This is a genomic window from Lentzea sp. NPDC004789, from assembly GCF_053601075.1.
Map to the genome: position 1 here is coordinate 196,297 of NZ_JBSGBE010000013.1, position 22,128 is coordinate 218,424.

General features: G+C 68.1%; 29 protein-coding genes. 20 read left to right on the plus strand and 9 right to left on the minus strand.

All coding sequences use genetic code 11. The annotated features are described in order from the left end of the window. The first annotated feature begins 82 nt into the window (after positions 1–82). Together ACWEIJ_RS28135 and ACWEIJ_RS28140 are read left to right on the plus strand one after the other, a co-directional pair. The gene (locus tag ACWEIJ_RS28135; protein ID WP_330850454.1) at positions 83–550 is read left to right on the plus strand and encodes a MarR family winged helix-turn-helix transcriptional regulator; all 468 of its coding nucleotides are present in this window, start codon (positions 83–85) and stop codon (positions 548–550) included. Between the two features lie 47 nt (positions 551–597). Next, entirely contained in the window at positions 598–945 is a 348-nt protein-coding gene (locus ACWEIJ_RS28140) for an NUDIX hydrolase (protein WP_449840239.1), read from the plus strand. A 6-nt stretch (positions 946–951) separates the two neighbouring features. Here ACWEIJ_RS28140 and ACWEIJ_RS28145 read toward each other — a convergent pair whose 3' ends face one another. The 4 genes from ACWEIJ_RS28145 to ACWEIJ_RS28160 are packed head-to-tail and all read right to left on the minus strand — an operon-like array spanning position 952 to position 3,873. Then, entirely contained in the window at positions 952–1,437 is a 486-nt protein-coding gene (locus ACWEIJ_RS28145) for a DUF1003 domain-containing protein (protein ID WP_449840240.1), read from the minus strand. Further along, the gene (locus tag ACWEIJ_RS28150) at positions 1,430–2,683 is read right to left on the minus strand and encodes a magnesium transporter MgtE N-terminal domain-containing protein (protein WP_449840241.1); all 1,254 of its coding nucleotides are present in this window, start codon (positions 2,681–2,683) and stop codon (positions 1,430–1,432) included. The genes ACWEIJ_RS28145 and ACWEIJ_RS28150 overlap by 8 nt, the downstream gene beginning before the upstream one ends. Positions 2,684–2,698: 15 nt before the next feature. Next, complete coding sequence (locus ACWEIJ_RS28155; RefSeq protein WP_449840242.1) at positions 2,699–3,538, minus strand: aminoglycoside phosphotransferase family protein; 840 nt, start codon at positions 3,536–3,538, stop codon at positions 2,699–2,701. Next, complete coding sequence (locus ACWEIJ_RS28160) at positions 3,535–3,873, minus strand: hypothetical protein (RefSeq protein WP_449840243.1); 339 nt, start codon at positions 3,871–3,873, stop codon at positions 3,535–3,537. Before ACWEIJ_RS28160 ends, ACWEIJ_RS28155 begins: the two co-directional genes overlap by 4 nt. A 243-nt stretch (positions 3,874–4,116) precedes the next feature. On the opposite strand from ACWEIJ_RS28160, the gene ACWEIJ_RS28165 reads away from it, so the two are divergent. Together ACWEIJ_RS28165 and ACWEIJ_RS28170 are read left to right on the plus strand one after the other, a co-directional pair. Next, positions 4,117–5,076 carry an HpcH/HpaI aldolase/citrate lyase family protein gene (locus ACWEIJ_RS28165; RefSeq protein ID WP_355446110.1) on the plus strand — a complete coding sequence of 320 codons (960 nt, stop codon included), beginning with the start codon at positions 4,117–4,119 and terminating at the stop codon, positions 5,074–5,076. 146 nt (positions 5,077–5,222) lie between these two features. Next, a complete protein-coding gene (locus ACWEIJ_RS28170; RefSeq protein ID WP_449840244.1) occupies positions 5,223–5,399 on the plus strand; it encodes a hypothetical protein in 177 nt (58 codons plus the stop codon). A gap of 16 nt (positions 5,400–5,415) precedes the next feature. Here ACWEIJ_RS28170 and ACWEIJ_RS28175 read toward each other — a convergent pair whose 3' ends face one another. Next, complete coding sequence (locus ACWEIJ_RS28175; RefSeq protein WP_449840245.1) at positions 5,416–5,817, minus strand: DUF4190 domain-containing protein; 402 nt, start codon at positions 5,815–5,817, stop codon at positions 5,416–5,418. Between the two features lie 202 nt (positions 5,818–6,019). Between ACWEIJ_RS28175 and ACWEIJ_RS28180 the strand changes: the two genes are divergently transcribed. The 13 genes from ACWEIJ_RS28180 to ACWEIJ_RS28240 all read left to right on the plus strand — a co-directional run bounded on the left by ACWEIJ_RS28180 (position 6,020) and on the right by ACWEIJ_RS28240 (position 17,185). Further along, positions 6,020–7,216, plus strand: a complete 1,197-nt coding sequence (locus ACWEIJ_RS28180; protein WP_449840246.1) for an acyl-CoA dehydrogenase family protein — start codon at positions 6,020–6,022, stop codon at positions 7,214–7,216. Between the two features lie 80 nt (positions 7,217–7,296). Then, positions 7,297–8,118: a hypothetical protein gene (locus ACWEIJ_RS28185; RefSeq protein ID WP_449840247.1), complete on the plus strand. Its 822-nt coding sequence runs from the start codon at positions 7,297–7,299 to the stop codon at positions 8,116–8,118. A gap of 27 nt (positions 8,119–8,145) precedes the next feature. Continuing rightward, on the plus strand, positions 8,146–8,751 hold the full coding sequence (locus ACWEIJ_RS28190) for a hypothetical protein (protein ID WP_449840248.1): 606 nt from the start codon (positions 8,146–8,148) through the stop codon (positions 8,749–8,751). A 59-nt stretch (positions 8,752–8,810) separates the two neighbouring features. Then, complete coding sequence (locus ACWEIJ_RS28195; RefSeq protein ID WP_449840249.1) at positions 8,811–9,521, plus strand: LamG domain-containing protein; 711 nt, start codon at positions 8,811–8,813, stop codon at positions 9,519–9,521. Between the two features lie 224 nt (positions 9,522–9,745). Further along, a complete protein-coding gene (locus ACWEIJ_RS28200) occupies positions 9,746–9,898 on the plus strand; it encodes a hypothetical protein (protein WP_449840250.1) in 153 nt (50 codons plus the stop codon). A gap of 94 nt (positions 9,899–9,992) precedes the next feature. Then, the gene (locus ACWEIJ_RS28205) at positions 9,993–10,526 is read left to right on the plus strand and encodes a general stress protein (protein ID WP_449840251.1); all 534 of its coding nucleotides are present in this window, start codon (positions 9,993–9,995) and stop codon (positions 10,524–10,526) included. 167 nt (positions 10,527–10,693) lie between these two features. Further along, the gene (locus ACWEIJ_RS28210) at positions 10,694–11,947 is read left to right on the plus strand and encodes an ABC transporter substrate-binding protein (protein ID WP_449840252.1); all 1,254 of its coding nucleotides are present in this window, start codon (positions 10,694–10,696) and stop codon (positions 11,945–11,947) included. After that, positions 11,944–12,897: a carbohydrate ABC transporter permease gene (locus ACWEIJ_RS28215; protein WP_449840253.1), complete on the plus strand. Its 954-nt coding sequence runs from the start codon at positions 11,944–11,946 to the stop codon at positions 12,895–12,897. The genes ACWEIJ_RS28210 and ACWEIJ_RS28215 overlap by 4 nt, the downstream gene beginning before the upstream one ends. Position 12,898: 1 nt before the next feature. Beyond that, on the plus strand, positions 12,899–13,744 hold the full coding sequence (locus tag ACWEIJ_RS28220) for a carbohydrate ABC transporter permease (protein WP_449840254.1): 846 nt from the start codon (positions 12,899–12,901) through the stop codon (positions 13,742–13,744). An 8-nt stretch (positions 13,745–13,752) separates the two neighbouring features. Continuing rightward, on the plus strand, positions 13,753–14,937 hold the full coding sequence (locus ACWEIJ_RS28225) for an ABC transporter ATP-binding protein (RefSeq protein WP_449840255.1): 1,185 nt from the start codon (positions 13,753–13,755) through the stop codon (positions 14,935–14,937). A gap of 273 nt (positions 14,938–15,210) precedes the next feature. Next, on the plus strand, positions 15,211–16,098 hold the full coding sequence (locus tag ACWEIJ_RS28230; RefSeq protein ID WP_355446136.1) for an SDR family NAD(P)-dependent oxidoreductase: 888 nt from the start codon (positions 15,211–15,213) through the stop codon (positions 16,096–16,098). A 53-nt stretch (positions 16,099–16,151) separates the two neighbouring features. Then, complete coding sequence (locus ACWEIJ_RS28235) at positions 16,152–16,739, plus strand: type IV toxin-antitoxin system AbiEi family antitoxin domain-containing protein (RefSeq protein ID WP_449840256.1); 588 nt, start codon at positions 16,152–16,154, stop codon at positions 16,737–16,739. Then, entirely contained in the window at positions 16,736–17,185 is a 450-nt protein-coding gene (locus tag ACWEIJ_RS28240) for a hypothetical protein (protein ID WP_449840257.1), read from the plus strand. The genes ACWEIJ_RS28235 and ACWEIJ_RS28240 overlap by 4 nt, the downstream gene beginning before the upstream one ends. Positions 17,186–17,189: 4 nt before the next feature. Here ACWEIJ_RS28240 and ACWEIJ_RS28245 read toward each other — a convergent pair whose 3' ends face one another. Continuing rightward, positions 17,190–17,690 (minus strand): SRPBCC domain-containing protein, encoded by a 501-nt coding sequence (locus ACWEIJ_RS28245; protein WP_449840258.1) that lies wholly within the window; start codon positions 17,688–17,690, stop codon positions 17,190–17,192. Then, positions 17,687–18,001, minus strand: a complete 315-nt coding sequence (locus tag ACWEIJ_RS28250) for an ArsR/SmtB family transcription factor (protein WP_449840259.1) — start codon at positions 17,999–18,001, stop codon at positions 17,687–17,689. The genes ACWEIJ_RS28245 and ACWEIJ_RS28250 overlap by 4 nt, the downstream gene beginning before the upstream one ends. Before the next feature lie 71 nt (positions 18,002–18,072). Between ACWEIJ_RS28250 and ACWEIJ_RS28255 the strand changes: the two genes are divergently transcribed. The 3 genes from ACWEIJ_RS28255 (at position 18,073) to ACWEIJ_RS28265 (ending at position 20,394) form a co-directional block, all read left to right on the plus strand. After that, positions 18,073–19,032, plus strand: coding sequence for a hypothetical protein (locus tag ACWEIJ_RS28255; RefSeq protein ID WP_449840260.1), 960 nt, complete (start codon positions 18,073–18,075; stop codon positions 19,030–19,032). 76 nt (positions 19,033–19,108) lie between these two features. Then, the gene (locus tag ACWEIJ_RS28260) at positions 19,109–20,104 is read left to right on the plus strand and encodes a hypothetical protein (protein ID WP_449840261.1); all 996 of its coding nucleotides are present in this window, start codon (positions 19,109–19,111) and stop codon (positions 20,102–20,104) included. Then, on the plus strand, positions 20,101–20,394 hold the full coding sequence (locus ACWEIJ_RS28265) for a hypothetical protein (protein ID WP_449840262.1): 294 nt from the start codon (positions 20,101–20,103) through the stop codon (positions 20,392–20,394). The genes ACWEIJ_RS28260 and ACWEIJ_RS28265 overlap by 4 nt, the downstream gene beginning before the upstream one ends. 168 nt (positions 20,395–20,562) lie before the next feature. On the opposite strand, the gene ACWEIJ_RS28270 is transcribed toward ACWEIJ_RS28265, so the two are convergent. Both ACWEIJ_RS28270 and ACWEIJ_RS28275 read right to left on the minus strand, forming a co-directional pair. Beyond that, the gene (locus ACWEIJ_RS28270) at positions 20,563–21,408 is read right to left on the minus strand and encodes a chromosome partitioning protein ParB (protein WP_449840263.1); all 846 of its coding nucleotides are present in this window, start codon (positions 21,406–21,408) and stop codon (positions 20,563–20,565) included. Next, positions 21,398–22,069 (minus strand): metallophosphoesterase family protein, encoded by a 672-nt coding sequence (locus tag ACWEIJ_RS28275; RefSeq protein WP_449840264.1) that lies wholly within the window; start codon positions 22,067–22,069, stop codon positions 21,398–21,400. The genes ACWEIJ_RS28270 and ACWEIJ_RS28275 overlap by 11 nt, the downstream gene beginning before the upstream one ends. Positions 22,070–22,128: the final 59 nt, after the last annotated feature.

Sequence of the window (22,128 nt, forward strand, 5' to 3'; positions counted from 1 at the left end):
CGCGCCTGTCCTACCGGCTGGTCACTTTCGAGCACAGGCCCAGGTCGTAGCTGGGTGGGAGCTGTCCGTAACATCGACGTCCGTGCCGGAATCGGGTAGTTCCCGGTTGCCCACCCGTGTCGAGCTAGGGGTGTGGCGATCGTTCCTCCGCGCGCATGCACGGATCACGAGGGTCCTCGAGGCCGAACTGATTGCTGAGCAGCGCCTTTCGCTCGCGGCGTACGACGTGCTGGTTCAACTGGCCGAGACGCCTTCCATGCGCATGCGCATGACAGAACTGGCCGATGCCGTCCTGCTGTCCCGCTCTGGCGTGACCCGCCTCGTGGACCGTTTGGAACGGGCTGGTCTGGTAGGGCGCGAACGCGCCGACGGTGACGGACGCGGCATCGTGGCCGTGCTCACACCGCTCGGTGCCGAGCGTCTGCGCAGTGCCTCCACCACCCACCTCGCCGGCGTCGCCGAGCACTTCGGGGAGAGCTTCGGGCCAGGTGAGCTCGAGGCCTTCGGCCGCACGTGCGACCGCCTGGCCGCGGACGACGTGTATCCGTGATCACGGTAGTGGGACTTGTGCACGTCGAGGCTGGCCGCCTCCTCGTTGTGCGCTCACGCAACAAGAAGGCCTTCTACCTCCCCGGCGGCAAGATCGAGCCGGGCGAGTCGCCCGCCGACGCCCTGCGCCGGGAGGTGTGGGAGGAGCTCGGGGTCGAGTTGGAGAGCCCGGTCGTGCTCAAGCGCTACGTCGCCCCCGCGTACGGCGAGGGCGAGGGCGCGATGGTCGACATGACCTGTTTCACGGCCTCGCTGCTGGGCACGCCGCGGCCCACGAGCGAGATCGCCGAGCTGACCTACGTGAACCGCGACGAGTACCGCGCGCACGCCGAGACGGCGCCCGCGATCCACGAGGTCCTGTCGGACCTGGTCGCCAGTGGACGGATCAGCGCGTGATCGGGCTCACGGCCGCACCTTGCGGGCGTTGTTCTGCTCCTTCACCAGCTTCTCCAGCTCACCGCGGATGAAGTCGCGCGTCGCCACCTCGCCGACGGCGAGCCGCAGCGCCGCCAGCTCACGGGCCAGGAACTCCGTGTCCGCCTTGGTCTGCGCCGCCCGCGCCCGGTCCTCCTCCAGCGACACGCGGTCCCGGTCGTCCTGCCGGTTCTGCGCCAGCAGGATCAACGGCGCCGCATAGGCGGCCTGGGTGGAGAACGCCAGGTTCAGCAGGATGAACGGGTACGGGTCCCACTGCAGCGACAGCGCGAACAGGTTCAGCGCGATCCAGACGGCGACGAACAGCGTCTGCCAGAACAGGAACTTGCCCGTGCCGAGGAAGCGGGCGAGCCGCTCGGAGAACTGGCCGAACGCGTCCGGGTCGATCGACAGGCGGAAGCCCCGCGGCCCGCGCGGCTGGTCGAGGCGCCGCCGTGGCAGCAGTTCAGGCATGGCTCAGTCCCGTCTCGCGCCAGTTGTCCGGCAGCAGGTGGTCCAGCACGTCGTCCACGGTGACGGCGCCGAGCAGGTGCTCGGTCTCGTCGAGCACCGGGGCGCACACCAGGTTGTACGTCGCGAAGTAGCGGGTGACGTCGCTCAGCGACGCGTTCGGTGACAGGCGCGCCATGCTCGTGTCGACCACGCCGGCGACGAGGTCGAACGGTGGTTCGCGCAGCAGCCGCTGGATGTGCACGCAGCCGAGATAACGGCCGGTCGGGGTCGCGGACGGCGAGCGGCACACGAACACCATCGAGGCCAGCGCGGGCGTCAGATCGGGATTTCGCACTCGTGCCAACGCTTCCGCGATCGTCGCGTCCGGCGTGAGGATGATCGGTTCCGGGGTCATCAGACCGCCGGCGGTGTCGAACGAGTACTCCAGCAGGCGCCGGACGGGTTCGGACTCCTCCGGTTCCATCAGCTCCAGCAGCCGGTCCTTGGTGCCCTCGGCCAGCTCGGCCAGCAGGTCCGCCGCGTCGTCCGGGTTCATCGCCTCCAGGACGTCCGCGGCGCGTTCCTCGTCCAGGTGCGACAGGACGTCCTTCTGGTCCTCTTCGGACAGTTCCTCGATGACGTCCGCGAGCCGTTCGTCGTCCAGCGCGTCGGCGACCTCGTAGCGGCGCTTGGGCGGCAGTTCGTGCAACGCGTTCGCCACGTCCGCCGCGCGCATGCCCTCGAACACCGCGACCAGTTGCTGTGCGCCCTGCGGCTGGCCCGCGATCTCGTTCACGCTCAGGCCGCCGACCTCCTCCCACCGCCACACCTGCACCGGTCCCTTGAGACCGAACCTGCCGGTGCGCTGCCGGGCGGCGACGCGGACCATCCGCCAGTCACGGGTGCGGGTGAGCTCCATCGCGGCGTCCACCACGACCGCGGTGCTGCCGTCCTCCAGCCCGATCTTGGCGTCGAGCAGCTCGCCGATCACCAGCACCTCGTTGACGCGCTGGTGGAACGGCCGCAGGCTCACCGACCCGGTCGCGAGCGTCACGGCGTTCGGCTCGATCGAGGTGAGGCGCAGCATCGGCACGAAGATCCGCCGGCGGGTCGCCAGCTCGACGACCATGCCGAGCACCCGCGGCGGTTGCCGGTCGATGCGAAGACTGATCACGACGTCGCGGGCCTTGCCGATGGGTTCGCCGTCGGGGCCGAACACGGGGAGTCCGGCCAGCTGAGCGATGTAGACCCGGTTCACAGCCACCACGAGAACCAGGCTAGATCAGGTTCTGATCGACCACCCGGCGATCTCGGCGCAGATCACCGCCAGGTCCGGCAGGTCCTCCTCCAGACACCACGCCCAGTTCACAACCGCTCGATAAAATGTCCAGTCCCGCGCCTTCGCCACGTCGAGCTCGCCCGCGTCGCACAGCGCGAGGAACCGGTCGTTCAGCCCCCTGCGGCCGTCCAGCTCGTCGAACCTGTTCCACAGCAACGGAATCATGCTGTACTCGCGGTCGCCCGACAGCGGTTTCGGGTCGATCATCAGCCACGGTTCGCGGTCGCCGCGCAGCACGTTCTCGTAGTGCAGGTCCTCGTTCACCAGCGTGCTGCCCATCGACCTCGTGTCGGCAACATCACGTGCGGCGTCGAGCATTTTGCGCGGTATCGCCGGATGTTCGCGCACCGTGCCGGCGAACCGGCGAATCTCCGCCGGCGCTTCGAGGTCGCGATGGCGGCGCAGCAGCGAACCGATCACCTCGACGGCCTTCTCGATCGGCTCGTCGAGCAGCGAATGCGTGTGGTCCAGGCGTTCCAGGAGCAGTGCGCCGAGCTCCTCGTCGTGATCGAGCAGTTGTACGGCGCCGTTGCCGTCGTAGAGCTTGAGGGCGAGCGGTTCGTGCTCGGTCTCCTGGTCGACCCAGGTCAGCTTGAGCACCGCCGGATGCCCGTCGGCCCGGCGCACCGGCAGCACCACCGCGCAGAACCCGCTCATCAACGCGCCGTCCGGGGTCAGCCGCCATCGCGAACAGGCCTTCGTGGCCAGTCTTGGCAGGGTGGCCGCCCACTGCTCGGCGCCTTCTCCGAGACCCTCGCCGAAGCCCGCCGGGACGGTGATCATGCGCTGAACTCCAGCCGGTACACCGCTTCCCACTCCGGTTTCGTGTTGAGCCGCGCGGTTTTCAGGGCCTGCGCCGTCTCCTCGTCGGGTTCGGTCAGCCGCGCGACGGCCTCGGCGTCGACGAGGTGCGAGTGCGTGCTGGGGGAGCGCACGGTGACGGTGACCTGGGCTCCGTCGGTCAGACCCGGCACCGTTTGTTCGGTGCCGCCGGTGATGACCCACAACGCGTCGTCACGCCAATGCGCGTGCACGAGACGCGGTTCGTGGCCGGGTGAGGTGATCCACACCGCCGCCGCTTTCCGCAACGCCGCGTCCAGGATTCGAGTGATCTCCACCGGTTCAGCCTGCCAGTGTTGGATGGCCGCTGCTCCGCAGACGGCGGCGAGTTCGCCTGCAAGTCGGCCGTCCGGCCGAATCGCTCACGCCGGATTGGGCTTCGCCGAATCCGGCGTGAGCGGTTGACCGGACGACCGACGCGAACTCGCGTTTGTGAAACGGGACTCAGCGAATATGCGCTCGGAGATGATGCGTGCCACTGTGGCGCACATAGTTACCGGCCGGTACGAGGAGGTACTCCAGTGGTCGATCAGCAGCGTCCCCGTCGCTCGTGTCTGGCGGTTCCAGGTTCGAGCCAGAAGATGATCGACAAGGCGCGCACGCTGCCGGCGGACCAGGTGTTCCTGGACCTGGAGGACGCCTGCGCCCCGCTGGCCAAGCCGGACGCCCGCAAGACGATCGTCGCCTCCCTGAACGAGGGCGGCTGGGGCTCGAAGGCCCGTGTCGTGCGCGTCAACGACTGGACGACGGAGTGGACCTACCGCGACGTCACCGAGGTCGTCGAGGGCGCCGGCGCGAACCTCGACTGCATCATGCTGCCGAAGGTCCAGACGCCCGAGCAGATCGTCGCGCTCGACTTCCTGATCACGCAGATCGAGAAGACCATGGGCTACGAGGTCGGCAGGATCGGCATCGAGGCGCAGATCGAGAACGCCCTGGGCCTCAACAACGTCAACGCGATCGCCACCGCGTCCCCGCGCGTCGAGACGATCATCTTCGGCCCGGCGGACTTCATGGCGTCGATCAACATGAAGTCGCTGGTCGTCGGCGAGCAGCCGCCCGGCTACGACGTCGGCGACGCCTATCACTACATCCTGATGCGGATCCTGATGGCCGCGCGAGCCCACGACAAGCAGGCCATCGACGGTCCCTACCTGCAGATTCGCGACGTCGAGGGCTACAAGCGCGTCGCCGGTCGTTCCGCGGCGCTGGGCTTCGACGGCAAGTGGGTGCTGCACCCCGGCCAGATCGACGCGGCCAACGAGGTCTTCAGCCCGAAGCAGGACGACTACGACCACGCCGAGAACATCCTCGACGCGTACGAGTACTACACCTCCGAGGCGGGCGGTAAGCGCGGCGCGGTGATGCTCGGCGACGAGATGATCGACGAGGCGTCCCGGAAGATGGCGTTGGTGATCTCCGGCAAGGGCCGTGCCGCGGGCATGTCGCGGTCGAACGTGTGGACTCCGCCGGAGGATTGATCTCGTTACGGATTGTGCGCTATTTCACCCCGATCGTTACTGGACGTGTTCGACCGTCACAGGTTGCGTTCAAAACGGGTGAAGTGGCGCACAATCCGTCACCGAGGTTTGCGATCTTGCCCTGTTGCGGGTGCATGCTCATGGGCATGTCACGTTCGAATAACGGTAAGGCGGGCAGACGGCTGCGGCTCTTCAAGCGCCGCGAAGACGACCTGCTCGAGCGCAGCTTCCGCAGCTGCCCGGGATGCGATGCCGACGTCCACGTGTTCGCCGACGTCTGCCGCCACTGCGGTGGCGTTCTGGAGATCGCCCTCGCGGGCTGAGCCCTCCGGCGGCCCGTCAGCGGATCGAGCCGCCCTTGGCCGCCGCGATCACGGCGATGATGATGACCGCCCAGTAGACCAGCCAGCCGACGATGACGAAGTAGCCGATGATCAGGCCGGCGATGGCCATGCCACGCCCGTCCTCCTCGCCCCTCGCCGTCTTCTTCAGCGCGATGTGGCCGAAGATGACGCCACCGATGGCGGTCAGACCGCAGGTGACGAACCCGACGCACGACAGCACCAGCGCGAGGATCGCGTTCTGCTGCGGCTTCGGCTGGGGCGGCGGGTAGCCGTAGCCGTAGTTGGGCTGCTGGCCGTACATCGGCTGGCCGTAGGGCTGGCCCGGCTGCTGGCCGTAGGGCTGTCCCTGGCCGTACGGGTCACTCGGCTGCTTCGGGTTGTACGGGTCGTACGTCATTGCGGCTCCCCCTAGAAGTGGTGAGCCGGGATCTTAAGGTCCTGCGGCGCAGTTCGTCGTACGTGGGTGCGCGATTCCACCAGTCAGGGATGCTGTTTCGGTACAGCGGACGTGCCTGTGTTGCGGAGAGCACAACGCGGTCGCAAACGGGCGTTAACCGGTCCATACTCGCCGGTAACTCAAGCCTTGGAAGGGAAGTGCGATGGCGCGCCTCGCCCAGACCGCGGGTCTCACGGACATCCAGGAAGAAATCCTCGCGACCGTTCGCACGTTCGTGGACAAGGAAATCATTCCGCACGCCCAGACGCTGGAGCACGGCGACACCTACCCCGCCGACATCGTCGAGGGCATGAAGGAAATGGGCCTCTTCGGCCTGACGATCCCGGAGGAGTACGGCGGTCTCGGCGAGTCCCTGCTGACCTACGCGCTGGTCGTCGAGCAGATCGCGCGCGGCTGGATGAGCGTCTCCGGCGTCATCAACACGCACTTCATCGTGGCGCACATGCTCAAGCAGCACGGCACGCCCGAGCAGAAGCAGAAGTACCTGCCGCGCATGGCCGCCGGCGAGGTGCGCGGCTCGTTCTCCATGTCCGAGCCGGAACTCGGCTCCGACGTCGCGGCGATCCGCACCCGCGCGGTCAAGGGCGAGTCCGGTTACACCATCAACGGCCAGAAGATGTGGCTGACCAACGGCGGCACGTCGAACCTGACCGCGGTGCTGGTGAAGACCGACGAGGGCGCCGAGAGGCCGCACCAGAACCTCACGACGTTCCTGGTCGAGAAGCCGGAGGGCTACGGAGAGGTCCTGCCGGGCCTCACGATCCCCGGCAAGATCGACAAGATGGGCTACAAGGGCGTCGACACCACCGAGATGGTGTTCGACGGCTTCGAGATCGCCGCCGACCAGATCCTGGGCGGCGTCTCCGGCCAGGGCTTCCGCCACATGATGGACGGCGTCGAGGTGGGCCGCGTGAACGTGGCCGCCCGCGCGTGCGGCATCGCGATCCGCGCCTTCGAGCTCGCCATCGAGTACTCCCAGCAGCGCAAGACGTTCGGCAAGGCCATCGTCGAGCACCAGGCCATCGCCTTCAAGCTCGCCGAGATGGCCACCAAGGTCGAGGCGGCGCACCTGATGATGGTCAACGCCGCGCGCCTGAAGGACTCGGGTCAGCGCAACGACGTCGAGGCCGGCATGGCCAAGCTCATCGCGTCCGAGTACTGCGCCGAGGTGACGCAGGAGGCGTTCCGCATCCACGGCGGCTACGGCTACTCCAAGGAGTACGAGATCGAGCGCCTGATGCGCGAGGCCCCGTTCCTGCTGATCGGCGAGGGCACCTCGGAGATCCAGAAGACGATCATCTCCCGCGGCCTGCTCCGCGACTACCAGTCGCGCGGCTAGAGGTTCGTCCGTTAGGGGTCATTCTTTCACGGGAGTGGCCCCTAACGATTTCTGCCTGGGAGCCATAGGGTTCGCTCACTTTGAGCACAGATCTGACGCTTCCGAGACCTGTGTCGCCGCCGCACGTGATCCGCCTGGAGCTGGACACGTTCTCCGGTGTCGACCGTCCGGCGCTGGCCACGTGGTTCGGCACCGTCTTCGCCGACCTGCTGGCGCCGCTCTGCCCCGCCTCGGTGGCGGAGCTGGTCGCCGTCGCCCGCGACTACCGGCCATCCGATACAACTCCGTGGGGCCCACCCGGTTACGCCCGTCTGCTGCTCTCTTCGGGTGACTTCACCGTTCCGTCGTGGGAATCGGCGCTGGCGGACCTGCCGTCCTTCCTGCGCGTGCAACTGGTCCAGCTCGACTCGCAGGGCCTGCCGCTGGTCGACGGCGGCTGGTGCGCGGAGATCCTGCTGAAGGACGACCCGGCGTTCCCGCACCAGATCGTGGTCACCGCGTCCCGCTCCCTGTTCCGCGGCTGGATTTCTCATGCCACGCAACAGGATTGGCTGTCGATGTTCCGTTCAGGGGCGTCACTGGTGCGCGCGTCGGGCGGCTGGATCACCCTCGACCGCGTCGGCGTCCGAACCGCACACGAGATCTCCGCCGGCGTCGGCCTCGACGAATCCCTTTTCACCGCAGCGGAGTTCGCCCGCGGCCCGCACTGGGCAACGCTGCTCGGTCCACGTCAAGTCGCCGCTTTGGGTGGTGTGCAAGAGGTTTGCGCCACCGCACCCTGCGTCTGGGTCGAACACCTCGGCGGCGGCCGAATCCTGTTGCAGCTCACCGAACACCTCGACGACGTGCCCGCGGACGCGGTGCAGAAGCTGACCGAGTTCCTCACGCCCGTCCTGCACTGACCGGCCATCGGTGGGACTCTGTCGTCCGTGAGGCCATCTCCCAAAACCGACGTGCTGGTAGCCGTGGACACCGCCCTGCGCGGGACGGGTTTCGTCCGGCGCGGCCACGTCTGGCTCCAGGACCGGGAGGACGGCTGCTCCGGCTGGCTCGGCTTCGGCATCACCGCCGCCCTCGACCTCACCCCGCTGGTAGGCGTGTGCTTCCGCCGCTACGACGAGGTCTGCCGCGCCCTCGGCGTGGGAATCCCCGGCACCCCGCTCGTGTCGACGCCGCTGGGTCACCTGATGGGGGAGAAGCCGGTCTGGCGGTGGACGTTCGAGCCGGGCGGCGACCACGCACCCGTCGCCGCGTCGCTGGTGGACGCGTTCTCGAAGCACGGCGTGCCGTACATCGACAAGCACGCGAAGTGGGACGCGCTGGCGCGTGAGCTCGTCGCGAAGCCCGAGTCGTTGCTCGACTTCGAACGGGCGCGCAAGCTCTCGATCATCCACGTGCTCAACGGTGACGCGCGGGCGGCCGGTGAGGTGCTGACGAAGGAGCGGGAGCGGGTGGCGGACAGCACGGACGTCTACGCGCGGTCCTATCGGGCCTTCGCGCACAGGTTTTCTCTGGTGTTCTCCACGCCGGGATGACCTAGAGTTGCGCTCCTGACCGCTCTGCCTGGGGGATTCTGATGCGTGCAATTCTTGCGATGACGGCTGCCGTCATGTCGCTCTGCTTCACGACGAGCGCCGTCCACGCCGACGCGCCGCTCGCGAGCCACTGGCGGCTCGACGAGGCATCCGGCACGACCACCACCGACGCGGTGACGGGCGCGACCGGCACGTTGTCGGGCAACGTCGCGTTCGGGCCCGGCAAGTCGGGCAACGGCGTGGCGTTGACCGGTGGCACGGTCACCGGGCCGCTGCCGGTCGACACGGCGAACAGCTTCACCGTGTCGGCGTGGGTCAACCTCTCGGCGAAGTGCCCCGAGCGAGCCTGCAAGTACACCGCGGTGAGCGGCGACGGTGTCCGCAGCAGCCGTTTCTCGCTCGGTTACACGAAGAGCCGGGACCTCCCCGGCGACTGGTCGTTCGAGGTGACGGAGTCCGACACGGACCGCGCCCCGGTCACCGTGCTGGCCGCCGGCCCGGAAATGGACGAGGTCGGCCAGTGGACGTACCTCGCGGGTGTCTACAACGCCGAGGAGCACCGGACCTACCTGTACGTCATGGGCACCTTGGTCGGCGGAGGCGTGACCAACACGCAGTGGAGCGGCACGGGCGGCTTCACCATCGGCGCGGCGCGCAAGGCGGGTGCCACGACCGCGTTCTTCCCCGGTTCGGTCGACGAGGTCCGCTTCTACGACACCGCCTTCACCATGGACGAGGTCTTCCAGCTCTACGCCGGCGAGCGGGGATGATGGCGCTTCGCAGCCATGACCGGGTCATTGCGCCGGGGGACGGCAGGGTCGTGGCGATGGTGGGTCGTGATGTTCTGGAGGAGCTGAAATGCAGGTTCGGCGACTTGATACGACCCAAGAGATGGAATTGACGGGGACCGCCGAAGAACTGACTGACCTGGCGGGTCAGCTGATCTCCGGCCACGGGTCCGTGGATCTCGATCATGTCGGCGAACCTTCGCCTCATGGTCGATGTCTGTCGCGTGTCGATGTCGTCCGGGCATCGGCTGGACATCCGGGGAGGTTCTGCTCAGCTCGTTCTGCACGTCGACTGCTTCCCCGAGCACGACTACCTGGACGAGTCCGCGGAACCGTTGGTCATCGCACTCACACGCTGACCTCGAACGGTGAACCCGGCAAACCACCCGTAGGCGTCTCAGCACACCGGACCGGGCTTTGGCAGGATGGAACGATCAGCGCGTCGCGACAGAGGTGGTCCCTGTGACGAGTCCGTTCGCCAACCCGAACCGGCCCGGCGTCCCGCCCCGCCTGCCCACCCCGCCCACGGGGTGGCCGATCGGCTCGTACGCCACGTACGAGGAGGCCCAGCGCGCGGTCGACTTCCTCGCCGTCGAGGACTTCCCGGTGCAGGACATCACCGTGGTCGGGGTCGACCTGATGCTGGTCGAACGGGTCACGGGCAAGCTGACCTGGGGCCGCGTCCTGGCGACCGGGGCGGCGTCAGGAGCCTGGTTCGGTCTGTTCGTGGGGCTGCTGCTCACCCTGTTCAGCCCTGAGCCGGGGGTCACGGTCGGGCCGGTGCTGACCGGTCTGGTCACCGGTGTGTTCTTCGGGCTCGTGTTCGCGGCGGTCGGGTACGGGTCCGCGCGCGGCAAGCGGGACTTCCAGTCGGCCAGTCAGCTGGTTGCGGGCAGGTATGACGTGCTGTGTCAGCCGAAGTCGGCCGAGCAGGGGCGTGACCTGCTCGCGAAGCTCGCGATGCGGCCTGCGGGTCCCGGCAATTGAGACGCGAAGACGTTGATTGGTTCTGAATCGTTGCTACTGCTGGTTGCGGCTCCTGATCACCGGGCCTAGGTTCGGTTGACCGGTCCGCCGGGTGCGGCCGGTGGCACGACGAGGTGCCGGGCGCACCGGTCTGGCTCCTCCGTGCAGTCGGGAAGGAGGCAGGGCCGATGGGTGCGACACGGCGCTATCGACTCGCCGTCGGGGCAGGGGCCGCGATGATCGCGGCATCAACTCTCACGGCGTGCGGGTCTGGCGGCCAGGGCATCACCGTGAACGTCTACAAGTACAACCAGGAGAACTTCCAGGCGATCGTCGACAACTGCAACGCGAAGGCCAACGGGCGCTATCACATCGTCTACAACAAGCTGCCGCGTGAGGCGGACGGTCAGCGCGAGCAGATGGTGCGCAGACTCGCCGCCGAGGACGACAGCATGGACGTCCTCGCGCTCGACGTCACCTGGACGGCGGAGCTGGCGAAAGCGGGCTGGATCAAGGAGTTCACCGGCTCGGTCAAGTCGCAGGTGGAGACCGGCACGCTGCAGACGCCGCTCGACACGGCCACCTACGAGGGCAAGCTGTACGGCGCTCCGGACAACACCAACGTTCAGCTCCTGTGGTACCGCTCGGACCTCGTGCCCACGCCGCCCAAGACGTGGGACGAGATGATCTCGATGGCCGAATCCCTGGTCGCACAGGGAAAGCCCGGCCTGATCGTGGGACAGGGCAAGCAGTACGAGGGGCTCGTCGTGCTGTTCAACACCCTCGTCAACTCCAGCGGCGGCACGATCCTCGACGAGAACGGCACCAAGGCGATCGTCGACGACAAGGCCGTGCAGGGGTTGGCAGCGTTGAAGAAGCTCGCCACCTCGAAGGCGATCGACCCGTCGTTCTCGAACTCCACCGAGGACCCCGCACGCCTCCTGATGGAGTCCGGCAAGGCGGCGTTCGAGCTCAACTGGCCGTACGTCTACGCGGCCGCGCAGAAGAAGCCGGACTTCGCGAAGAACTTCAAGTGGGCTCCGTACCCCACCGTGAGCGGTGACGCCGCGAAGGTCACCGTCGGCGGCATCAACTACGCCGTCAGCAACTACACGACCCACCCGGACGAGTCCTTCGACGCCGTGTTGTGCCTGCGCGGCGCGGAAAGCCAGAAGCTCGCCGCCCTCAAGGACGGCGTGCCGCCGACCATCAAGTCCGTCTACGACGAGCCCGAGATGGTCGACGCGTACCCGATGAAGGACGACATCCTCAAGACCCTGGAGAACGCCAGCGTGCGGCCGCGCACGCCCGCGTACCAGAACGTCTCCACCGTCATCTCCACCATCCTCTCGCCGCCCGCGAACATCGACCCGCAGAAGACCGCGGACGAGCTGCGGCAGGAGCTCCAGAACGCACTCGACTCCAAGGGGGTGCTGCCGTGAGCCACGCGACGGCCGAGAAGACCGAGGCGACAGCGGACGAACCTGTCGCCCCCAAGAAGAAAGCGGCGCTGAGCGAGGGAAAGAAGGCCGAGCGCAGGCTCGGCTGGCTGCTCTGCGCGCCGGCCGCGATCACCATGGTCGCGGTCACCGGCTGGCCGATCCTCTACTCGATCCTGCTGTCGATGCAGCGGTTCGACCTGAAGTTCCCCGACCGCACCGAGTGGATCTGGTTCGACAACTACGTCACGGTGCTGAGCAGCAAGTACTGGTGGGACGCCGTGCTCGTGACGGTGATCCTGACCGTGGTGACCGTCGCGGTGGAGCTGGTGCTCGGCATGTCGCTCGCGCTGATCATGCACCGCACGCTCGTCGGTCGCGGGATCGTGCGGACGTCGTCGCTGATCCCGTACGGCATCGTCACGGTCGTGGCCGCGTTCTCCTGGCGCTTCGCCTGGACGCCCGGCACCGGCTACCTGGCCGAGGCGCTCGGCGGTGATCCGGTGCTCACCGAGCGGATTCCCGCGCTGATGGTCGTGAGCCTCGCGGAGATCTGGAAGACCACGCCGTTCATGGCGCTGCTGCTGATGGCCGGTCTCGCCCTCGTGCCGGACGACCTGCTCAAGGCCGCCGCGATGGACGGTGCCGGCGCGTGGCAGCGGTTCATCAAGGTCACCGTGCCGATCATGAAGCCGGCGATCCTGGTGGCACTGCTGTTCCGCACGCTGGACGCGTTCCGCATCTTCGACAACCTCTTCGTGCTCACCGCGGGTTCGCAGGGCACGTCGTCGGTGTCGATGCTGACCTACAACAACCTCATCAAGGGCCTGAACCTCGGCATCGGATCCACGATGTCGGTGCTCATCTTCCTGATGGTGGCGGCGATCGCGTTCATCTTCATCAAGCTCTTCGGCACTGCCGCGCCCGGCAGCGACAACGGCGGGAGGCGCTGAGATGGCAGGCATCGGTGGAGCCGACACCACCGGCAAGAAGGTCGGCTGGGGTCTGCTCAACGCGGTCGTCGTGATCTACGCGCTGTTCCCGGTGCTGTGGATCGTGTCGCTGTCGTTCAAGTCGTCCAAGACGCTGGCGGACGGCAACTTCATCCCGCGCGAGTGGAGTCTGGAGAACTACCAGAACATCTTCTCCACCTCCGAGTTCACGCGGGCGCTGATCAACTCGATCGGCATCGCGATCATCGCCACGGCGATCGCCGTGGTGTTCGGCACGATGGCCGCCTACGCCATCGCCAGGCTCGACTTCCCCGGCAAGAACCTGCTGGTCGGCGTCTCGCTGCTGATCGCGATGTTCCCGCAGGTGTCGCTGGTGTCGCCGTTGTTCGAGATCGAGCGCTCGCTCGGCCTGTTCGACACGTGGCCCGGCCTGATCCTGCCGTACATCACGTTCGCGCTGCCGCTCGCGATCTACACCCTGTCGGCGTTCTTCCGCGAGATCCCCTGGGAGCTCGAGAAGGCGGCGAAGATGGACGGTGCGACGCCGGGGCAGGCGTTCCGTCGCGTCATCGCGCCGCTGGCCGCGCCCGGTGTGTTCACGACGGCGATCCTGGTGTTCATCTTCTGCTGGAACGACTTCCTGTTCGCGATCTCGCTCACCTCGACCGAGCAGTCGCGGACCGTGCCGGTGGCGCTGTCGTTCTTCACCGGCAGCTCGCAGTTCGAGGACCCGGCCGGGTCGATCGCGGCGGCCGCCGTCGTGATCACCATCCCGATCATCCTCTTCGTGTTGTTCTTCCAGCGCCGCATCGTCGCGGGCCTGACCTCCGGCGCCGTCAAGGGGTGAGCTGACAAATGGCAGAGATCGTTCTGGACAAGGTGAGCAAGAGGTATCCCGACGGCGCGCTCGCCGTGCAGGAGGTCAACCTCGAGATCGCCGACGGTGAGTTCATCATCCTGGTCGGGCCGTCGGGCTGCGGGAAGTCCACCACCCTCAACATGATCGCGGGCCTGGAGGACATCACCGAGGGCGAGCTGCGCATCGGCGGGCAGCGCGTCAACGAGAAGGCGCCGAAGGACCGCGACATCGCGATGGTGTTCCAGTCCTACGCGCTCTACCCGCACATGACGGTGAAGGAGAACATGGCCTTCCCGTTGCGGCTGGCCAAGGTCGACAACGCGACGGTCGAGCGCAAGGTGCGCGAGGCCGCCGAGATCCTGGACCTGACGCAACATCTCGAGCGCAAGCCGTCGAACCTGTCCGGTGGCCAGCGGCAGCGCGTGGCGATGGGCCGCGCGATCGTGCGCAGCCCCAAGGCGTTCCTCATGGACGAACCACTGTCCAATCTGGACGCCAAGCTGCGCGTGCAGATGCGCACCTCGGTGTCGCGCCTGCAGAAGCAGCTCGGCACGACGACCGTCTACGTGACGCACGACCAGACCGAGGCGATGACCCTCGGCGACCGGGTCGTGGTCATGCGCGGCGGTGTCGTGCAGCAGATCGGCGCGCCGCAGTTCCTCTACGACCACCCGGCCAACCTCTTCGTGGCAGGCTTCATCGGCTCGCCGTCGATGAACTTCGTGCCGGCGTCGCTGGAGAACGGCGCGTTGCGGTCGGTGCTGGGCGACGTGACCCTCACGGACCGCGTGCGGCAGCTGCTGGAGGGTGCCGACGCGCCCCGCGAGGTGATCATGGGCATCCGTCCTGAGCACTTCGAGGACGCGGCACTGGTCGACGCGGCGGCGCTGTCGTCCGGCGGCAAGTTCACCTCGCAGGTGGACGTGCTGGAGTCGATGGGCTCGGACAAGTACGCCTACTTCACCCTCACGGGAGAGCAGGCGGCCTCGGCCGAGCTGCAGGAGCTGGCGGCGGACGCGGGATCGGACGACGTGCCGGGTGACGGCATCTCGCTGGTGACGCGGTTGTCGTCGGCGTCGGCCGCGGTGGAGGGAGCCTCGGCGGACATCTGGTTCGACGCGGACAAGGTGCAGCTCTTCGACCCGTCCACCGGCCGGAACCTGACTTACGCGGAACGGTGAATTCTCGTTTTTGCGGCCGCCTTCCCCTCGTGGGAAGGCGGCCTTCTTTTGTCACTCGTTCGGGTTAGGGCCAAAGCCCCGGGTCGGATGGGGCCGATTAGTCGGGGCCATCTGCCGGGCCGAACTCGGTTCGCCATTGGGCGCTCGGCAGCGACTTCTCATCGAAACATGTACTTCGCCGCTTCGGATCGTCCGCACGCTTGTCGAAGGCGGGTAACAGGACCAGCAGGGGGGTTCGGGGAACCGCCGCCGAGTGATGAAAGAGAGCGTGCAATGGGGATCCTGGACGGAAAAGCTGTCGTCATCACGGGGGCGGGTCGCGGCCTGGGCGAGGCCTACGCGATGCATGCTGCCCTCGCGGGTGCATCGGTGGTGGTCAACGACAACGACGGTGACCTGGCAGAGCGGGTCGCGGAGCACATCAGGGGCTACGGCGGCCGCGCCGTGGCCTCCACCCACACCGTCGCCGACCCGAGCGAGGCGGCCAAGATCGTCGAGCTGTGCGTCGACGAATTCGGCCGGGTCGACGGTCTGGTGAACAACGCGGGACTGAACTACGAGACCGCCCCGTGGGAAGACGATCCCGAGACGATCAAGCACGTCGTGGAGGTGAACGTCCTCGGCGTCATCTATGTCGGAATCGCGGCGATGCGCGCGATGCGCACCACCGGTGGTGGCTCCATCATCAACATTTCTTCCGGTGCCTCCTTCGGCCAGCGCAAACTCGCCACCTATTCGGCGACCAAGGGCGCCGTGGCGTCGTTGAGCTACTCGTGGGCGCTCGACCTGGAGTCGGAAGGCATCCGCGTGAACGCCGTGTGCCCGGTCGCGCACACGCGGATGGTGTGGAAGTCGGAGCGTTCTCTGCGCGCAATTCCCGCCGACCGGACGCCGGGCAAGGTGGCGCCGCTCGTGCTGTTCCTGCTCTCGGACCGTGCCGAGGGCATCACCGGTCAGGTCATCCGCTGCAACGGGCGTCAGCTCCACATCGTGGGGCAGCCGTACTTCAAGCAGCCGATCCTGGAGAGCGACAACTGGGACACCGCTTCGGTGGAGCGGGCGTTCACGGGCGTGCTGCAGGCCCACCTCGAACCGTACGGGTTGGAGAAGAGGATGCCTCCCCGGCTTCGTGCGCTGGTGGAGCCCTCGCAGACCGCCTAGCTCAGTGGATAGAAGTGTTGCCAGATCGGTCCAACCTGGCAACACTTCTATCCATGGAAGCTCTCCGGGCCTTGCCCAACACGTTCACCACGAGCGGGGCGAACAGGGCAGGCCTGCACTTTCGGGATCTTTATCGCCTCCGCGACGAGGGCGACCTGGTCGAGCTCTCCAGGGGTGTCTTCCGCAAGGCGGACGCGCCGGCTCCCACGTGGCCCGACCTCCTCGCGGTGTCGGTGCGGGCGCCGCTCGCGGTCGTGTGCTGCGTGTCGGCCGCCGAGGTCCACGATCTCACCGACGAGATCCCCAGGGAGATCCAGATCGCGGTGCCGCGTGGACGGCGGCCGCCTCGCATCGACTACCCGCCGACCGAGGCCTTCCGCTTCAGCGCCCCGACCTTCGACCTCGGACTCGCCGCGGTGGAGGCAGCGCCAGGCGAGAACGTCCGCATCTACGACGCGGAAAGGACAGTCGTCGATCTCATGAGGTTGAGAGGCAGGCTCGGTGAGCCGCTGGCTCTCTCCGCGTTGCGCCGGTATCTGCAGCGGCGAGGCGCACGCCCGGGTCAGGTGATCGCGTTCGCCCGGGAACTGGGTGTTCTAGGGCCGGTGCGCACGGCCGTGGATGCGGTGATCGCCGAGTGAGCCGACCGACCAAGGCCACGCCCGGCGGCCGTGCCTACCTGGACCTGCAGAACCGGGCGCGTCGTGAGCGGCGCCCGACCCAGGAACTGCAGACGTTGTACGTCGTTGGCGAGGTTCCGAGCGAGCAGGTCCGCGTCGGCGGTCGGCCGCCGTGCGTCGAAGACGGCGAGGAGCACGCCTCCCTTCAACACGAAGTCGCCGGCGCGAGAGGAAGCCGCCAGACGAGCGAGCCACCGTTCCAACACGTGCTGTCCGAGGTGATCGGTGATCTGGCGGAGCTGCGTCAGCAGGCCTATTCGGCGTTCAAGAAACGTCTCGGCCCCGACGGCGGGCATCTGCCTGACAGGTTCGGGGACGTCGTCGCCGCCGTGGTCGAGTTCGTCGATCCGCTGACCGAGCGAAGCCCCTGGGAAGCATGGGATCCGGACGCTCGGAAGTGGACGTGAGCGGTCACTTCCAGGCCGGGTACGCCGGCGCGACCTCGTCGTAGCGCTGCTGCCAGTTCGGCGGCACCTCGCCGTTCAGATGTGCCCGCATCCGGTCGAGGAGCGCGTGCGTGCCGGGGACGAACCCGCGCGCGTTGCGCTCGGACAGGCCGCGGTGGGTGAACGTCAGCACCGTCTCGTCGCCCTCGCTGTGGAGCTCGTAGCGGACCACGCTGTCCTCCACGATTCGTTGCCGCCACTCGTGTTCGAAGACCGCGTGGCCGTCCTGCGGCGGCTGCCAGGTGAGGACGCGGCCGGTGACGCGCTTGGCCTCCGGTGGGGCGGGCGGGTCCTCGGGCTCGATGACGATCTGGCCGTCCGCGATGTGCGTGGTGCCGAACCACTGCGCGCGCTCGGCGGGGCTGGTGATGGCCGCCCAGACGCGGTCGATCGGGAACTTGAGCCTGCGGTGGAACGTCAGCGTCGCGTGGTCGCCGTCCGCGGTCACGGTGCCGTAGTCGGTCATTGGTTCTCCAGGTGCTGTTCCAGTGCGTCGAGGTGGTTGCGCCAGTAGCGGCGGTACGGCGTTATCCAGTCGTCGATGCGTTGCAGGCCATCAGGTTTCAGTGCGTAGATGCGGCGCTGGCCGTCCGGGCGGACCTCGACCAGGCCCACCTCGCGCAGCACGCGCAGGTGGCGGGAGACGGCGGGCTGGGTGAGCGTCGGCAGGCTGTCGACGAGCTCGCCCGCGGTGCGGTCGCGTTCGGACAGCAGGCTCAGCAGGCGACGGCGGTTCGGTTCGGCCACGGCCTCGAAGACGTCCACGCGACCGAACATAACCAGAAGCGTATATAAGCGCAAGTATATATTGATTACCGTGGGTCTGACCTGCCGTTACGGTTCGGACCATGTCATCTGCGCTGCCCTCCTACGTCGACACCTCGTTCGACGACGACGAGCTCATGCAGGCTGCGCTCGCGCTCGTGTCCGGCGATCTCGGCCCCGCTCTCGGCTTCCTCGCCGCGACACGTGACCAGCCGTACCGCCGTGAGCTCGCGGTCGACGTCCTGGGTGCGGCGGGCAACGTCGTGCTGCCCGCGTTGCTCGACGCGGAGGAGGAGCGGCCGGACGACGTCAACCTGTTGCTGCTGCTCGGCAGCGCGCAGTCGACGGCGGGCTGGCAGGAACGCGGTGCGGCGTGGGCGAAGGACACGAGCGAGGACCAGTTCCGCGGGCTGGTGAACTTCACCCGGCGGGCCCGCGCGACCTTGCGCCGCGCGGCATCGCTCGACCCGGACGACGTGGCGCCGTGGGCCGCGCTGCTGGGGGTGGCGCTGGGCGCGCCGACGCATCGCGGCGAGGCGGCGGAGGTCTACGAAGAGGTCGTGAAGCGGAAGCCGGACCTGGTCACCGCGAACTTGCGGAGGCTGCAGTCGGTGGCCGCGAAGTGGTACGGCAGCCACGAAGAGATGTTCGCGTTCGCCCGTGCCGGCATCGCGGGACTGCCGGACGGGCATCCGTTGCTGGCGTTGATCCCCATCGCGCACATCGAGAGGTACCTCAACAAGCTGTCGAGCGGCAACATCATCCCGCGGGTGTGGCAGTTGCTGACGTCGTCCTACCTCAAGAAGCAGCGCAAGGAGACGGACGCCGCGTCCGACCGGTTGCTCGCCGGCGCCGGCGGCCACCCGCATTCGTTATACGCACACCAGATCTTCGCGATGTACTACTACGAGGCCAATGCGAACGACCGGCTCGCACTGCACATCGCGCGCAGCGGCCCGCGTGCGGCGACGTGGCCGTGGGGCTACTTCGGCGACCACAACGAGCGGTTCCGCCTGGCTCGTGAACGGGCCGCGACGGCGTGATCGGCTGCTGATCGCGTTTCCGCACGTCACACGGATGGCTGCGGAAATTGTCAGACCCTGGTGTCACCATCGGGACATGGCCGAGCGCAAACCCAGAGTCACCGACTGGCGACTCGTCGTGCAGTCCCGGTTGGACCGGGTCCGCGCGGATCTGGCTGCGCTCGGACCGTCCGATCCGGTCGATCCCGAGGGCGACGTGTGGCGGCGCACGGCCGTGGAGCAGGCGGCGGTGGTGGACGCCATGCTCAGCGACCGGGAGCCGTGGTGGCGGATGGTGCCGTCGTGGTGGTCGGGCTGGCACATCGAACGGGCCTGGCGAGCCCTGCACGAGGCCGAGGTGGCGACGATCTCGGCGGAGCGCGGGTTCATGGGCCGCCTGCCCGGTCTGCAGGCGCGGGTGGCGCAGTACCTGGACGACGACGATCCGCGCCGCCGCGCCCTGGAGGCGTTGCGGCCGGGGGAGTTCACGCCGGCGGTCGAGCGCGCGATCGTGGTGGACGCGTTGCGTGCGGCCTACGACAACTCGGACTTCGCGCATGCCGGCTCACGAGCCTTGCGCAACAAGCTGATCGCGGCGTCGCTGGTGCTGTTCGTGATCAACACCGTGATGGGCGTCGTCGGCATCGTGAAGCCCGGGATCATCCCGCTCTGCGTCGACCCCAAGGAGACCGCGTTGCCGACGGTGTGCCCGGGTGGCACCACCAAGGCCACGGGCGTGGACGTGTGGCTGGTGCAGGTGCTCGGCTCGTTCGGCGCGGTGCTGGCCGCGGTGGTGCTGCTCTTACGCCGCCGGCCATCGCTCTCGCCGTACGTCATGATCGGCTACCAGGCCCTGATCAAGATCATGCTCGGTGCGGCGCTGGCGGTGGTCGGGATCCTCGCACTGGGCGCCGGTGTCACGAGCGGGCTGATCGGCATACCGTCGGCGGCGGCTTTGCTGCTGTGGGCCGTGATCTTCGGGTACGCGCAGCAGATCGGCACCCGGTTGCTCGACAAGTACACGGACGAGGTGCTCGACCAGGCCCGGCCGCTGCCGGACACCCCGGACGGTCCGCGCGTGGCGCCGCGGTGAACGCCGTCTCGGACCGGATCGCCGCGCGGGTGCGCACGGACTTCCACCCGCCGCTGGTCAGGCAGGCGTTGCAGGAGCTCGCCACCACCGAGACCGGCAACCAGGACGCCGAACGCGTTCAGGCTGCCGTGGTGCTGTCCGCGAACGGCGACCTGCGACGGCTCCAGGGCCTGGTCCGGCTCAGCCACGTGGACTGGCGTGACGTGCTCATGGGCAGCGGCCTGGAGCACGGCGACTGGCGCGTGGTGCTTGAGCGCGAGTTCGGGCCGGTCGGCGGCGCCGGCGGCTGAGCAGACGGTCGGGACGGGTTCCGCGCGGAACGTCGCGCCGTTCGCGGTGGCTGGCTCGGGCTGTCGCAGGTGTTCGCGTCGGACATGGCGTGGCGCTCGGCGGCAGGTGGCGCCGGACCGGTCCCGGCCACGGGCTTCCAGCGCGCCCACCTGCGCTCGTGCCGATGCTCAGCCGCGGGTCCGCTCCCGCACGGCGTTGATCACGTCCGGGTCCCACCGGTGCGTGCGGATGAGCCGGTACCGCTCCGCCGCCACCCACATGTAGGCCTCGGTCTCGGTCCGGTCGCCGATCATGTCGGCCTGCCGCAGCATGCCCACGACCGGCGTGTACTCGTCGGCGTACCAGCGGCGGGCCACCTCCTGCCGGTCCAGGAGCTGGCCCGTGTCCTGCATGAGCCGGAAGCCCCACGCCTCGACGTGCTCGCCGAGCTGGGCGTAGTCCCAGGGGTCGGACAGGACCACGGCGGCGCGGGCCTCGCCGGTCAGCGGCACGCGTTCCAGGAACAGCCGCCGGTAGTCCTTCACGATCAGGTCGCCGCGGTAGCGGATGCCGGCGGCGTTCACGCGCGTGATCACCTGCGTCACGTACGCGTCGATCACCGACAAGCCGAGGGCGTGGGCGACGGAGACCCGGTGGTGGCCGTCGATGATGAAGTGCAGCTCGCCGATCCGGTACACCTCGATCGGCGGCACGTTCTCGCCTCGGCGGGTGGCCAGCGCGAGTCGTTGCCAGCGCTCGCGGACGCGGCCGGAGGTCGGGCGGAAGCGGCGGTCGAAGTCGCGGGTGCGGTCGACGCTGCCCACGATCGAGTCCAGCCGGACGGACTGCAGGCCGAGGCGCTTCTCGGACACCATGCCGAGCGCGTCCACGACCTCGTGGAACGGCAGCATGATGTTGACGTCGTCGGGCTCGCGCCGCAGCCAGGCCGCGAGGCGCGACATCACCTGGCGGCGGCGGGCGCGCAGGAAGTCGTTCTCGGCGTCGGCGACGGGAAAGCCGGTGTCACGTCTCATCGCGAACCCCCGAGATGTCCAGGACCTTCTGCGGTACGACGTTGATCACGCGCGTGGTGCCCAGGACGCGGTCCGGGCGTGGCACGCCGTGCGGATGGATGTGGCCGTGCAGCAGGACCGTCGGCTGCAGTCGCGAGACCAGCCCGCGCAGGCAGTCGAAGCCGCGGTGCGGCGCGTCCGGTTCGTCGCCGCAGTCGCGAGGAGGCGAGTGGGTCAGCAGTACGTCCACGCCACGTCCGTCCCGCAGCCTGCGCCACCCGGCCAGCCGGGACACCCGGCGGGCGCGGCGGGCCTGCTGCCGTTCCGTCCACTGGTTCGGGCCCTTGTTGTACCGGATCGAACCACCGAGACCCGCGATGCGCAGGCCGGCGACGTCGACCACGCGTTCGTCCGCGTTCACCGCACCGGTTGGACCTGGCCACCGGACCGGGACGCCCGCCTTGGTCCACAGACCGCGCACGTTCGAGTAACCGGAGAGGTCCACGTCGTGGTTGCCCGGGACGAACACCAGCGGCTTGTCCAGGGCGTTCGCGAGGAACTCCAGGTAGTCGAAGGGCAGGTCACCTGCCGCCACGATCAGGTCGACACCGTCGTGCTGGTGCACCTGCGAGGACCACAGTCCCTCCACGACCTCGTCCGCCACCGCGAGCACCCGAACCATTCCAGCAGCGTAATGAGCCGTCGTCGGGATGACGCGGGACAGCGCGCCCACTAGCGTCA

Excerpts from the sequence above, each read along its gene's own strand:
- ACWEIJ_RS28170 (WP_449840244.1), top strand. The coding sequence starts at position 5,223 with ATGTCACGTTCGAATAACGGTAAGGCGGGCAGACGGCTGCGGCTCTTC.
- ACWEIJ_RS28180 (WP_449840246.1), top strand. The coding sequence starts at position 6,020 with ATGGCGCGCCTCGCCCAGACCGCGGGTCTCACGGACATCCAGGAAGAA.
- ACWEIJ_RS28260 (WP_449840261.1), top strand. The coding sequence starts at position 19,109 with ATGGCCGAGCGCAAACCCAGAGTCACCGACTGGCGACTCGTCGTGCAG.
- ACWEIJ_RS28245 (WP_449840258.1), bottom strand. The coding sequence starts at position 17,690 with ATGACCGACTACGGCACCGTGACCGCGGACGGCGACCACGCGACGCTG.
- ACWEIJ_RS28155 (WP_449840242.1), bottom strand. The coding sequence starts at position 3,538 with ATGATCACCGTCCCGGCGGGCTTCGGCGAGGGTCTCGGAGAAGGCGCC.
- ACWEIJ_RS28225 (WP_449840255.1), top strand. The coding sequence starts at position 13,753 with ATGGCAGAGATCGTTCTGGACAAGGTGAGCAAGAGGTATCCCGACGGC.
- ACWEIJ_RS28220 (WP_449840254.1), top strand. The coding sequence starts at position 12,899 with ATGGCAGGCATCGGTGGAGCCGACACCACCGGCAAGAAGGTCGGCTGG.
- ACWEIJ_RS28255 (WP_449840260.1), top strand. The coding sequence starts at position 18,073 with ATGTCATCTGCGCTGCCCTCCTACGTCGACACCTCGTTCGACGACGAC.
- ACWEIJ_RS28200 (WP_449840250.1), top strand. The coding sequence starts at position 9,746 with ATGGTCGATGTCTGTCGCGTGTCGATGTCGTCCGGGCATCGGCTGGAC.
- ACWEIJ_RS28210 (WP_449840252.1), top strand. The coding sequence starts at position 10,694 with ATGGGTGCGACACGGCGCTATCGACTCGCCGTCGGGGCAGGGGCCGCG.
- ACWEIJ_RS28250 (WP_449840259.1), bottom strand. The coding sequence starts at position 18,001 with ATGTTCGGTCGCGTGGACGTCTTCGAGGCCGTGGCCGAACCGAACCGC.
- ACWEIJ_RS28195 (WP_449840249.1), top strand. The coding sequence starts at position 8,811 with ATGACGGCTGCCGTCATGTCGCTCTGCTTCACGACGAGCGCCGTCCAC.
- ACWEIJ_RS28230 (WP_355446136.1), top strand. The coding sequence starts at position 15,211 with ATGGGGATCCTGGACGGAAAAGCTGTCGTCATCACGGGGGCGGGTCGC.
- ACWEIJ_RS28275 (WP_449840264.1), bottom strand. The coding sequence starts at position 22,069 with ATGGTTCGGGTGCTCGCGGTGGCGGACGAGGTCGTGGAGGGACTGTGG.
- ACWEIJ_RS28235 (WP_449840256.1), top strand. The coding sequence starts at position 16,152 with ATGGAAGCTCTCCGGGCCTTGCCCAACACGTTCACCACGAGCGGGGCG.
- ACWEIJ_RS28145 (WP_449840240.1), bottom strand. The coding sequence starts at position 1,437 with ATGCCTGAACTGCTGCCACGGCGGCGCCTCGACCAGCCGCGCGGGCCG.
- ACWEIJ_RS28175 (WP_449840245.1), bottom strand. The coding sequence starts at position 5,817 with ATGACGTACGACCCGTACAACCCGAAGCAGCCGAGTGACCCGTACGGC.
- ACWEIJ_RS28270 (WP_449840263.1), bottom strand. The coding sequence starts at position 21,408 with ATGAGACGTGACACCGGCTTTCCCGTCGCCGACGCCGAGAACGACTTC.